At 66.2% G+C, this 12,246-nt stretch carries 12 protein-coding genes; all 12 read right to left on the reverse strand.

Annotated elements, in window-relative coordinates; genetic code table 11:
• Nucleotides 1-101 precede the first annotated feature (101 nt).
• Nucleotides 102-1,007 (reverse strand): SDR family oxidoreductase, encoded by a 906-nt coding sequence (locus AC1DN0_RS22640; RefSeq protein WP_441628633.1) that lies wholly within the window; start codon nt 1,005-1,007, stop codon nt 102-104.
• A gap of 65 nt (nt 1,008-1,072) precedes the next feature.
• Complete coding sequence (locus AC1DN0_RS22645; protein WP_441628635.1) at nt 1,073-2,008, reverse strand: glutathione S-transferase family protein; 936 nt, start codon at nt 2,006-2,008, stop codon at nt 1,073-1,075.
• A gap of 51 nt (nt 2,009-2,059) precedes the next feature.
• A complete protein-coding gene (locus AC1DN0_RS22650; RefSeq protein WP_441628637.1) occupies nt 2,060-2,881 on the reverse strand; it encodes an SDR family oxidoreductase in 822 nt (273 codons plus the stop codon).
• Nucleotides 2,882-2,885: 4 nt separating this feature from the next.
• Complete coding sequence (locus AC1DN0_RS22655; protein WP_441628639.1) at nt 2,886-3,740, reverse strand: class II aldolase/adducin family protein; 855 nt, start codon at nt 3,738-3,740, stop codon at nt 2,886-2,888.
• A gap of 87 nt (nt 3,741-3,827) precedes the next feature.
• Nucleotides 3,828-4,838, reverse strand: a complete 1,011-nt coding sequence (locus AC1DN0_RS22660) for an NADP-dependent oxidoreductase (RefSeq protein ID WP_035867707.1) — start codon at nt 4,836-4,838, stop codon at nt 3,828-3,830.
• A 76-nt stretch (nt 4,839-4,914) separates the two neighbouring features.
• Nucleotides 4,915-6,270, reverse strand: coding sequence for a serine hydrolase domain-containing protein (locus AC1DN0_RS22665; RefSeq protein WP_441628641.1), 1,356 nt, complete (start codon nt 6,268-6,270; stop codon nt 4,915-4,917).
• A gap of 123 nt (nt 6,271-6,393) precedes the next feature.
• Complete coding sequence (locus AC1DN0_RS22670; protein WP_045236331.1) at nt 6,394-6,837, reverse strand: PaaI family thioesterase; 444 nt, start codon at nt 6,835-6,837, stop codon at nt 6,394-6,396.
• Nucleotides 6,838-6,926: 89 nt separating this feature from the next.
• On the reverse strand, nt 6,927-7,709 hold the full coding sequence (locus AC1DN0_RS22675; protein WP_441628644.1) for an SDR family oxidoreductase: 783 nt from the start codon (nt 7,707-7,709) through the stop codon (nt 6,927-6,929).
• Between the two features lie 69 nt (nt 7,710-7,778).
• Entirely contained in the window at nt 7,779-9,629 is a 1,851-nt protein-coding gene (locus AC1DN0_RS22680) for an acyl-CoA dehydrogenase (protein WP_441628646.1), read from the reverse strand.
• Nucleotides 9,630-9,828: 199 nt separating this feature from the next.
• Nucleotides 9,829-10,257, reverse strand: a complete 429-nt coding sequence (locus AC1DN0_RS22685) for a PaaI family thioesterase (RefSeq protein WP_441628648.1) — start codon at nt 10,255-10,257, stop codon at nt 9,829-9,831.
• 16 nt (nt 10,258-10,273) lie between these two features.
• A complete protein-coding gene (locus AC1DN0_RS22690; protein ID WP_045236328.1) occupies nt 10,274-11,452 on the reverse strand; it encodes an acetyl-CoA C-acyltransferase in 1,179 nt (392 codons plus the stop codon).
• A 128-nt stretch (nt 11,453-11,580) separates the two neighbouring features.
• Nucleotides 11,581-12,216 (reverse strand): bifunctional nicotinamidase/pyrazinamidase, encoded by a 636-nt coding sequence (gene pncA, locus AC1DN0_RS22695; protein WP_441628650.1) that lies wholly within the window; start codon nt 12,214-12,216, stop codon nt 11,581-11,583.
• Nucleotides 12,217-12,246: the final 30 nt, after the last annotated feature.

Consider the following 12,246-nt stretch of genomic DNA (forward strand, 5'->3'; position numbering starts at 1 on the left):
AATGGCTGACTTGTCTCCGATGGACTGGCTGCCGCCCGCGGCGCCCAGGGCCGGCAGGTCGTCCGGTCCACCAGCCGATGCCCTGTCCGCCGCCTGGCGGCTTACTCGCCGCGCAGGGCCGCGACCAGTCCCGCGCGCACCTCCGGTTTGTCGGCGAACGGATCGCTCGGGTTGCGCTGGCTAATGATATCTTCGAAGCGCTGCCGCACGGGCGCCAGTTGCTGCGGATGCGAGTAAATATAGAAACCGTTGTCGCGGATCGCATCGAAGGTGAGTTGCGCCACTTCTGCGGCCGTGACCTTGCCCGAACTGACCGCCTTGTCCGAGAGCGCTTGCGACACCAGTTGCGAACGCGTGGGCGGCGCCTCGTTGGCCAGTTCCGAGGGGCGGTTGCGGCCCGATTGCGTGATGCCGGTCGGCACGAAATACGGGCATAGCACCGAGCAACGCACCTGCTCGCTGACCAGGCTGAGATCCTGGTACAGCGATTCGGACAAGGAAACCACGGCGTGTTTGGAAACGTTATAGACACCCATCGCAGGCGGGCTTAGCAGGCCGGCCATGGAAGCCGTATTCACGATATGGCCTTCGAACGACGGGTCCTTGGCCGCGGCGGCCAGCATCAGCGGGGTGAAGATCCGCACGCCGTGGATCACGCCGTACAGGTTGACGCCCAGTACCCACTCCCAGTCGCGCTCGCTGTTCTCCCACATCAGTCCACCCGCGCCGACGCCCGCGTTGTTGAACAGCAGGTTGACCTGGCCGAAGGCGGCGATGGCGGCATCGGCCAGCGCCTGGACCTGCTCCGCCTTGGACACGTCCACGCGCACGCCGACGACCGGCACACCTTGCGCCTTGAATTCCGCCACCGTTGCGTCCAGTGCATCTTCCTGCACGTCCGCCAGCACCAGCTTCATGCCGAGTCCCGCTCCCAGCCTGGCGAATTCCTTGCCGAAGCCGGATGCGCCGCCAGTGATCACTGCCACCTTGCCCTGGAATTGCTTCATGTTGTCTGCCTCTGGTTGCTCTGGTTGGTATGGGGTTGTCTTGCCAGTCCCGCCGCGCGCCGGTCCTAGCCCGCGCGCAGCACCTGATAGCCCTGGCGCGGGAAATGCACATTGACCGCGCCCGCGCGCGGGTCCTGCCGGCGCAGCACGGCGCGGTGCGCATCCAGCGCCACCAGCACGCCCGCCACCGGGTCGCGCGCGTAGTCGGTCGGCGTCACGGTAACCGCATCGCCGGCCTCAAAACCGCTGTCGGCCGCCACCCCACCGGTCTGCGCCAGCGGATCGGTGCGTTGCGCCACGTCCAGCGCGGCCTCGCTGCCGATCACCCGCACGGTGCCATGGCCGCAGGCCTGCATGCGGTCATACCAGGCCTGCACGGCCGGATACGCGTCCAGCAGCCGGGCCAGTTCGCTGGCGCGCCGGATAAACCAGACGTTGTGATACAGCGAGAAATCCGCCACCGACAGCTCGGGCCCCGCCACGTGCGCCACGCCGGCAGTGAATTGCTGCTCCAGCCGGCCGAAGGTTTCGTGCAGCAGCGCGATGGCCTCGGGCAAGGGCATGCGCAACGCATTGGTGTCGCCACGCATGGCCTTGCGGTCTGCGGCGAAGGCCTGGATCTGCGCTGGCGTGAGATGGCCCAGCATGCTTTGCGCACCGGCCGGCTGGAACAGGTAAGTCACGGCGGCGGTGAACAGCGCGGTATCGAACCAGCTCGCGGCGACACGCGCGCTGGCCGCCTGCGCCGCGGGGTACAGCGCGGGCGCGGGCGCCACGCTGTCGATCACCTCGCAGATCAGCGCGGTATCGCAATAGATGTCCGCGCCCACCTGCAGGATCGGGGTACGCCGGTAGCCGCCTGTCAGCGCCACCACATCCGGCTTGGGCAGGATCGGCGGGACTTCCACCGCCTGCCAGGCCAGGCCCTTGGCGCCCATCAGCAGCCGGATCTTTTCTGAGAACGGCGAGGTTGCGTACTGGTGAAGGATTAGATCGGCCATGTTGTCGTTGTCGCTCTTGTTGTCCAGCTGAAATTGTCCTGATTGCTGCCGTTACCGCCCCGCCTGCTTCAGGGCCTTGAGCGCCATGTTCTCGACCATGCCGGGCGCCAGCAGCCTGAGCCACAGGCCCAGCCTGCCCCTGGCCGTCATCACCAGTTCGCGCTTGCGTGCCGCCATGGCGCCCAGCATCTGGCGCGCGCATTCCTGCGCGGTCATGGCGTCATCCTCGCGCAGCCGGCTTTCGCCCAGCGCGCGCCCGTCCGGGCCGAAGCCGTTGATGCGCGTATCGGTCGCCACCACGCCAGGGAACACCACGCACACATCCACGCCGGTACCGCGCAGTTCGGCCCGCAGCGCCTCGCAAAAGCCCGCCAGCGCGAACTTGCTGGCCGAGTAGGCGGTGCGGCCCGGCACGCCGATCTTGCCGGCCAGGCTGGACACCGCCACCATCAGGCCGCCGCGCTGGCGCAGGTATGGCAGCGCCTCGCGCGTGCACCACATGGCGCCGAAGTAGTTCACGCGCATCACCTGCTCGTAGTAGCTGTAGTCGGAGACTTGCTCGAAGTAGCCGTGGGCCGACACGCCAGCGTTATTGACCAGCACATCGATCCCGCCATATTGCGCAGCCACGGTGGCTACCAGCCGCCTGCAATCGACCTCGTCGGACACGTCGGCGCGCCAGACCGCCACGTCGGCGGCCGGGTGCTGGCGGCGGATGCGTTCCGCCAGCGCGTGCAGCATGTCCACGCGGCGGGCCGCCAGCGCCAGGCGCGCGCCTTGCCGGGCCAGCAGCACGGCCAGTTCCGCGCCGATGCCGTCCGAGGCGCCGGTAATCAGAACGACCTTGCCGGTAAACGGTGCGAAGGCAGCCATGGCGTCAATCCAGCAGGTCGGGTTGTTCCTTGACGATGCGGGCGTACAGCGGCTGGAACTGGAACCAGCCTGCCTGCGCGGTGCCGACGATCGAGTAAGCCTGGCGCGCGGCCGCGTCCGAGATGACCTTCAGGGGCGCGTTGGTGCGCGCGGCGGCAGCCTCGGCCAGCAACTGCACCTGGCAGGAACGCTCCATGGTGATAAACCACCAGGCGGCTTCGTCCACCGTCTTGCCCACAGTCAGCAGCCCGTGGTTCTGCAGGATTGCGGCCTTGTTGCCGCCGAGCGCGGTGGCAATGCGCTGGCCCTCGTCCAGTTCCACCACCACGCCGCCGAAATCGTCGTACAGGGCATGGTCGTTGTAGAAGGCGCACACGTCCTGTGTCAGCGGATCGAGCGGCCGGCCCAGCGTGGACCAGGCACGGCCATACGTGCTGTGCGAGTGCGCGGCGGCCCCTGCGTCGGCACGGGTCTGGTGCACGCGCGAATGGATGGCGAAGGCGGCGGCGTTGACCGGGTAGTCGCCCTCCACCACTTCGCCGTGGTGGTCGCAGCGGATCAGGTTGGAGACCTTGACCTGGCTGAAGTGCACGCCGAAGGGGTTGACCCAGAACGTGTCCGGAAACTCCGGATCGCGCGCCGTGATGTGGCCGGCCACGCCTTCATCGAAGCCAAACTTGGAGAACAGCCGGAAGGCCGCCGCCAGCCGCTGCTTGCGGTGCAGGCGTTCCTCGGCCGGCGTATCGAACTTGGGCGGACGCGGCAGCACGCGATATTTGGCTTTCACCTCTTCGGACAGGCCGGCAGCCATTTCGTCCTGATCGGCCAGCGGCCTGGCTTGTTCTGCTGGAGCATTCATGGGGTGTCTCCTTTTTTTCGTCATTCATACCACCGGTTTGCGTTCCCTCTCCCACAAGCGGGAGAGGGAACGTCCGCAGGCCCGTCCTTACACCAGCTTGACCAGCTGCTTGCCGAAATTCTTGCCCTTGAGCAGGCCCATGAACGCTTCCGGCGCGCTCGCCAGCCCTTGCGCGACGCTCTCACGGAACTTGAGCTTGCCTTGCGCCACGGCGGTGCCCAGCTCTTGCAGCGCTTGCGGCCACACGTCCATGTGTTCGGACACGATAAAGCCTTCCACGGTCAGGCGCGACACCAGGATCAGTTGCGGGTTCTTCAGCGGCATCGGCTGGCCATCGTAGCCGGCGATCATGCCGCAGATGGCGATGCGGCCGAAGGCGTTCATGCGGGCCAGCACCGTATCGAGTATCTCGCCCCCCACGTTCTCGAAGTAGCCGTCCACGCCATCCGGGGTGGCTTCCTTGAACATGGTGTACAGCTCCTTGCTGTCCTTGGCCGCCTTGTAGTCGATGCAGGCATCGAAGCCCAGCTCATTGACCACGTAGTCGCACTTGTCCTTGCCGCCGGCAAAGCCGACCACGCGGCAGCCCTGCAGCTTGGCCAGCTGGCCCACTACGCTGCCGACCGCGCCGGAAGCCGCGCTCACCACGATGGTCTTGCCGGCCTTCGGCTGGATGATCTTGTTCAGGCCATACCAGGCGGTGACGCCGGGCATGCCAACCGAGCCAAGGTACGCCGACAGCGGGATATGGGTGGTATCGACCTTCTGGATGCCGATGCCGTTGGTGACACCCATCTCCTGCCAGCCGAACATGCCGACCACCTTGTCGCCGACGGCGTACTTGGGGTTCTTCGTCGCCACGATCTCGCCGACCGTGCCGCCGATCATGACTTCGCCCAGCGGCTGCGGCGTGGCGTAGGACTTGCCTTCGTTCATGCGGCCGCGCATATAGGGGTCGAGCGACAGGAAATGGTTGCGGACCAGCACCTCGCCGTCACCCAGTTCGGGCACAGGCACCTCTTCCAGGCGGAAGTTGTCCGGAGTCACGGCGCCGGTGGGACGCGAGGCCAGGACGATGCGCTTGAAGGTCTTCGACATGATGGTTTCCTTACAGTGAAATGGACAAGGACACTCGTCCTTTGTCATGCGTTGTTCGTTGTCAATGGCGGGCCGATTACTTCATCAATGACAGCGCAAGTGCCCGGTATGCGCGATGCGTGACGGGGTCGTTGGCGCCATTGGCAGCGATGGGGTGCGATGCGTAGCGCACGATGGTCAGTTCCGCCTTTGGATCGATATAGATACGTTGGCCGTGGATGCCGCGCGCCTCGAACACGCCGTGGTCGTCGTTCGAGACCCACCACATCGAGCGATAGCTCCAGCCCGGCAAGGTGGCGTAGCCGGCCTTGGCGAACTTGGCGCGGTCGCCGCCGCGGCGGATGTCCGCCACCACTTCGGCCGGGATGACCTGCTGGCCGTTATAGCGGCCGCCGTTGCGCATGGTCTCGCCGAAGCGGGCCAGGTCGCGCAGCGTGGTATTCAGGCCGCCGCCGCCGGACTCGCTGCCGATGCTGTCCACCATGAAATAGGCATCGTTCTCCGCGCCCATCTTCTGCCATACGCGTTCGGACAGCAGCTTGGCCAGCGACTGCCCCGACACCCGCTTGACGATCCAGGCGAGGACTTCGGCATTGACGGTCTTGTAGGCGAAGGCCTGGTCGTGCTCGCCCTCCTTCTTCAGCGTGGCGAGGAATTCATAGAAGGTCTTGGGCCCGGCATAGCCAGGCTCGCGCGGCATCATGCCGCCGGCACGGCTGTAGTCCCAGATTTCGGCCTTGGGATCGGCGTAGTTTTCCGAATACTTCACGCCTACCGTCATGTCCATGACTTCGCGCACGGTGGCATCGCCGTATGCTGTGCCGGCCATCTCCGGCAGGTAGCGCGTGACCGGCGCGGCGGGATCGAGCTTGCCGTCCGCCACCAGCATGGCGGCCAGCGTACCGACGAAGGATTTGGTAACCGACATGGCGATGTGCGGCGTATGGTCGTCAAGCGCGCCGAAGTACTTCTCGTAGACCACGCGGCCCTTGTGCATCACCAGGATGCCATCGGTATAGGTCAGGCCCAGCATGTCGCTGAAGGTGCGACTCGTGCCGTCGGCATCGGTAAAGGCCACGCCGCCGATATCGTGCTCGGCGCGCGGGAATGCCGCGGCCGGGCCCCGCCCGTGCCAGACCGACGCGGTCGGGACCAGTTCGCGGATATGCGAAAAGCTCCAGCGGGAGCGCGGAAAGCCGTTGCTGGCGGGCGTAAAGCTGATGATCTTGGCGGCTGCCGGGGGAAAGCCCTGCATCCAGCCCGCGGTCACGGGATCGGTAGCGGCGGCATCCGGAAAGCTCGGCGCGGCGGGCGCAGGAGCTGGCGCATTCTGGGCATGGCCCGGCTGGTACATGGCAAGGGCTCCTGCGCCGCAGGCGGCGAGCACGGTCAGTTTCAATAGCCGCGTGGCGGCAATCCGTTCAAACAGCATCTGGTCTCCATTATTAGTTTTATCGGTGCCGCGTGCCGGTTGTTTCCGGTCTGGTTCTTGGTGTGCTGCTCCCTGCGCCGGCGGGCCCGGCATGCGGCGCGCCGCTGCCGGACATGTGCCGTATCAGCCGTCGGCGCCGGTATCCGAGGCGCCGCCCGCCGCGCGTTGCGGCGGCACACGCCTGACAAACTTGAACGTGCCGGAGCCGCGCGATACGGTCTTGCCATCGGCGTCGAGAATCTCGGCTTCGCAGAAGGCCATGGTGCTGGTACGGTGCACGCACTGGCCGCGTGCGATGAGCTTGCCGCGCCCGGGCGCCATGAAGGTAGTCTTCATCTCGATGGTGACCACGCCGCGCCCGTCGGGATCGGCTGCGCGGCCGGCAATCGCCATGGCCACGTCGAGCAGCGTCATCAGCACGCCGCCGTGCGCCATGTCCCAGCTATTCTGGTGGCGCGTTTCCAGCGCCAGTTCGATCTCGCTGCCTTCCTTGTCCATGCGCGTGCATTGCACGCCGAGATCGGCAAGAAAGGGAATCTTGAGGGGGAAACCGTTGGTTTGAGTCATGTTTGCTAAAGAGGCGAGGACAGTACGGTTGGCCGGCAGGCTCGGGTTGAGCCACGCAAGCCATATGCCAACCGCATTAGAGCATGGACTTAAACCGCGCTCACGCCGCCGTCCACCGCCAGCACCTGGCCGGTGATGTGCTTGCCGGCGGCGCTGGCGAACAGCAGCGCCGCGCCCTTCAGGTCTTCGTCGTCGCCCAGCCTGTGCAGCGGCACCGACGCGCACATGGCTTCCACGCCCAGGCGGTCCAGCGAACCCTGGGTCATCTTGGACGGGAAGAAGCCTGGCGCCAGCGCGTTCACCGTGATGTTGTGCTCGCCCCATTCCGCCGCCAGCGTGCGGGTGAAGTTCACCACCGCACCCTTGGAGGTGTTGTAGGCGATCGTTTCCATCGATCCCGGCGGGTTGCCCGCCAGCCCGGCGATGGAAGCCACGTTGATGATGCGGCCATAGCGGCGCGGAATCATCGACAGCTTGCCGATGCGCTGCGACAGCAGGAACACGCCGCGGATATTCAGGTTCATCACCTTGTCCCACGCTTCCACCGGATGATCCTCGGCGGGCGCACCCCAGGTGGCGCCAGCGTTATTGACGAGGATATCGACATGGCCCAGCTTGGCCAGTGCTTCGTCGGCCAGGCGCGCGATATCCGCGTCGCGGGCGCCGTCGGCGGCGATCCATTCGGCATCGATGCCGAGCGTCTTCAGGTGAGCCTGCGCCGATTGCAACTCGTCGGCCTTGCGTGCCGACAGCACGATGCGCGCGCCCTGCTCGCCAAGCGCTTCGGCGATCTGCAGGCCAAGCCCGCGCGAGCCGCCGGTGATCAGCGCCGTCTTGCCCTTCAGGTCGAACAATTGCTGGATGGTATTCATGGTGTCTCCCGATTTGGTGTGGCGCGCGCAAATCGGTGCGCGCGCTCGTTCATCTAGTGCGGCTGCCGCTCAGAACCAGGCGTCCTGCATGTCCAGCGTGGTGCGGTCGAGCGAGGCCAGCAGGTCAAGCTGCGGGCCCACCTTGGGCAGTTCCCAGCGGAAGAAGTATTCCGCAGCCGCCAGCTTGCCGCGGTAGAAGTCCTGGTCCTCCTGGCTCCTGGCGCCCGCCAGCGCGGCCTGCGCCACCAGTTCCTGCTCCAGCCACGTCCACGACAGCACCACATGGCCGAACGCTTCCAGGTAGACCGAGGCATTGGCCAGCGTCACCTTGGCGTCGCCCGCCGCCCACAGCGCCTGCGTGACTTCCGCCACGCGCTTGACGGCGGCGCCCAGCGCCTTCGCATGGCTGCCCAGCGCGGCATCGCCGCTGGCCAGGGCGCGGCCGATGGTGGACTGGATTTCTTCGCCCAGCGCCGCAAACGCGGCACCGTCCTTCATCACCACCTTGCGGCCCAGCAGGTCCAAGCCCTGGATGCCGTGCGTGCCTTCGTGGATGGGATTCAGGCGGTTGTCGCGATAGAACTGCTCGACGTTGTATTCGCGGGTGTAGCCGTAGCCGCCATGCACCTGGATGGCCAGGCTGTTGGCCTCCAGGCACCACTGCGACGGCCAGCTCTTGGCGATGGGCGTCAGGATATCCAGCAACAGCGCCAGGCGTTCATGCTCCGCACCCTCGGCGGCGCGCTCCTGGTCCACCAGTTGCGCGCAATACAGATTGAGCGCCAGCCCGCCTTCCACATAGCTCTTTTGCGCCAGCAGCATGCGGCGGATATCCGCGTGCTCGACCAGCCGCACCTGCGGGCTGGCCGGATCCTTGCCACCGGGGCCGATCGGGCGGCCTTGCGGGCGGTTGCGCGCGTAGTCCACCGAGTGCAGGTAGCCGGTATAGCCCAGCATCACCGCGCCCAGGCCCACGCCGATACGGGCCTCGTTCATCATATGGAACATGCAGGCCAGGCCCTTGTGCGCTTCGCCCACCAGGTAGCCGATCGCGCCGGCCTTGCCGCCGGGCTTGTACTTCATGCCTTCGCCGAAGTTCAGCAGGCAGTTGGTGGTGCCGCGATAGCCCATCTTGTGGTTCAGGCCGGCCAGCACCACGTCGTTGTGCTCGCCCAGGCTGCCGTCGGCATTGACCAGGTACTTCGGCACGATAAACAGCGAGATGCCTTTCACGCCCGGAATCAGCTTGCCGTCCGGCCCGGGGATCTTGGCCAGCACCAGGTGCACGATATTGTCGGACAGTTCGTGCTCGCCGGCCGAGATCCACATCTTGTTGCCGCGCAGGCGGTACTGCTGGCCGAGTGGCGATTCGCCTTCGTAGTCGGCGCGCGTGGTGATGTCCGACAGCGACGAGCCCGCCTGCGGCTCGGACAGGCACATGGTGCCGAAGAAACGGCCTTCCATCTCCGGCTTGACGAAGGTCTCCACCTGCGCCGGCGTGCCGTGCGCGAGCAACAGGTTGGCATTGCCGATGGTCAGGAAGGGATAGGAACTGGTGCCGACGTTGGCACCCTTGAAATAGGCGAAGCCGGCCTTCTCCACCACTACCGGCAACTGCATGCCGCCGATGTCGTAGTCCTGCCCGGCGGCCATCAGGCCGGCCTCGCAGAAGGCCTTCAGCGCGGTCTTGACCTCGGGAATGATGGCGACAGTCTCGCCGTCGAAATGCGGCTCTTGCTGATCGTTCTTCTTGTTGTGCGGCGCGAACAGGTCGGTGGCGATCTTCTCGCAGGTATCGAGCGCGGCGTCGAAGGTCTCGCGGGAATGGTCGGCGTAGCGCGGAATGCGGGTCAGCCCCTCGACCTTGAGCCACTCGTACAGCACGAAGTTCAGGTCACGGCGGGAAAGGATCAGCGACATGGCAGGAAACGGCTCCCAGACTGAAAGGGAAAATCAAAGATGCGCGACCCGGCGTTGGCGCCAGTGGCGGCCTCGCGGCATGGATCGTCRCTGTCTCCACAACGGCACGCTGCATGGCGCGCCGCAAATTCTGCTAATTCTGTAAATGGCGCGGGGAAAGAAAAAGGCGCTCGCGCGCCCTTCCCTCCCTTGCCGTACTCTAGCTGCCTTCGCCCATGCGGGCGATCGTGCCCTGCGCTACCGCGCAGAGCTTTTCCTCGCCATCCTTGAGCACGAATACATCGCACCGTACCACCGCCTGCTGGCGGCCCCGGCTGAGGCATTCGGCACGGGCAATCAGCGTATCTCCGATCGCCGGACGCAGGTAGTTGATCTTGTACTCCGAAGTCACCACCGGCGCGGCCATGGCCGCGCCGCCCGCATAGGTGAGTGCATTGTCGGCCAGATAGCTGACCACGCCCCCGTGCAGGAAGCCGTACTGTTGCTGCAGGTCCGGCCGGATGGCCAGGCGCAGTTCGGCACGGCCGGGCGAGAGCGCGGCCAGCTCCGTGCCGACCAGCACCGAGAAGGGCTGGCTGGCCAGCACCTCCCGGCCATGCGCCAGCAGGGCATCCGCTTGCTCGCTCACGGGCTCGCCCTGGCGCTCAGAGGACTTCGAACAGGCCGGCAGCACCCTGGCCGCCGCCGATGCACATGGTCACCACCACGTACTTGACGCCGCGGCGCTTGCCTTCGATCAGCGCATGGCCGACCAGGCGGGCGCCGGACACGCCGTAGGGGTGGCCCACCGCGATGGCGCCGCCGTTGACGTTGAGGCGATCCATCGGGATGCCCAGCGTGTCGGCGCAGTACAGCACCTGCACGGCAAAGGCTTCGTTGAGTTCCCACAGGCCGATGTCGGCCACGGTCAGGCCGGCCTTCTTCAGCAGCTTGGGCACCGCGAACACCGGGCCGATGCCCATTTCGTCAGGCTCGCAACCGGCCACGGCGAAGCCGCGGAAGGCGCCCAGCGGCTGCAGGCCCTTGGCCTCGGCCACCTTGGCGTCCATCACCACGACTGCCGAAGCGCCGTCGGAGAATTGCGATGCGTTACCGGCCGAAACCACGCCGCCGGGCATGGCGGTGCGGATCTTGGACACGGCTTCCAGCGTGGTGTCGCCGCGAATGCCTTCGTCGGCCGAGACCGTGACTTCCTTGGTCATCAACTGGCCGGTGGCCTTGTCGGCCACGCCCGCGAGCACCGTGATCGGCACGATTTCGTCGTTGAACTTGCCGGCTTCCAGGGCGGCGAAGGCGCGCTGCTGGCTGCGCACACCGTACTCGTCCTGGCGCTCGCGCGAGATGTTGTAGCGCTTGGCCACGTTCTCGGCGGTCTGCAGCATGTTCCAGTAGATTTCCGGCTTGTTCTTGGTCAGCCAGCTTTCCTGGATCATGTGGCGGTTCATTTCCTGCTGCACGCAGGAGATGCTTTCCACACCGCCGGCCACGAAGATATCGCCCTCATCGGCGATCACGCGCTGCGCGGCCATGGCGATGGTCTGCAGGCCGGACGAGCAGAAGCGGTTGACGGTGGCGCCGGGCACGGTAACCGGGCAGCCTGCGCGCAGGGCAATCTGGCGCGCGATGTTGGCACCGGTGGCGCCTTCCGGGTTGGCACAGCCCATCAGCACGTCTTCCACTTCAGCGGCGTCGATCTTGGCGCGGGCGATGGCGTGCTGGACCGCATGGCCGCCCAGGGTGGCGCCGTGGGTCATATTGAAACCGCCCTTCCAGCTCTTGGCCAGGCCGGTCCGTGCGGTGGAAACGATGACTGCCTCTTTCATGTCTTGCTCCTCGGTATCTCTGGTATCTGGTGACCTGCGGCGTGCATTCACGTCCGGCAGTGTCATGCAATATGTCGTTGGCTGGGTTCAGCCGGGTTAGCTTGGGTTGGCTTGGCGATTCTTCCGTTTCAGGACAGCAGGCCGGCGGACTGCAGGCGCTGCACGCCCGCGGCTTGCAGGTCTTGCCACGCACGGGCCAGCGATCCGCCAAGGTCGATGGCGCGGCAGGCGTCCTCGACCACGATGGCCCCGAACCCCGCCGCGCGGGCATCGAGCGCGCTCCAGGCAACGCAGTAATCCGTCGCCAGTCCCACGCAAAACACCCTGCGCACGCCACGCTCGCGCAAGTAGCCCGCAAGCCCGGTCGGGGTGGCGCGATCGGCCTCCATGAAGGCCGAATAGCTGTCCACCTCGCGATGATGGCCCTTGCGGATCACCATCTGCGCATGCGGCACATCCAGCCCCGCATGCAGCGCCGCGCCATGGGTGCCCTGCACGCAGTGCGTGGGCCACAGGACTTGCTGGCCATAGGGCAACGCCACGGTCTGGAACGGCTGGGTGCCGGCATGGTTGGCGGCAAACGAAACGTGGCCGGCGGGATGCCAGTCCTGCGTCAGCACCACATGCGCAAACGCCGCCGCGAGGCGGTTGATCACGGGCACGACTTCATCGCCCTGCGCCACGGCAAGCGCGCCGCCGGGCATGAAATCGTTCTGCACGTCGATGACCAGCAGGCAATCTTCCGGGCCGTATTGCTTGGCCATGCCGCTACTCCCCGCTTTGTGACCGGTTTG

The organism is Cupriavidus sp. 05N39, assembly GCF_056397325.1.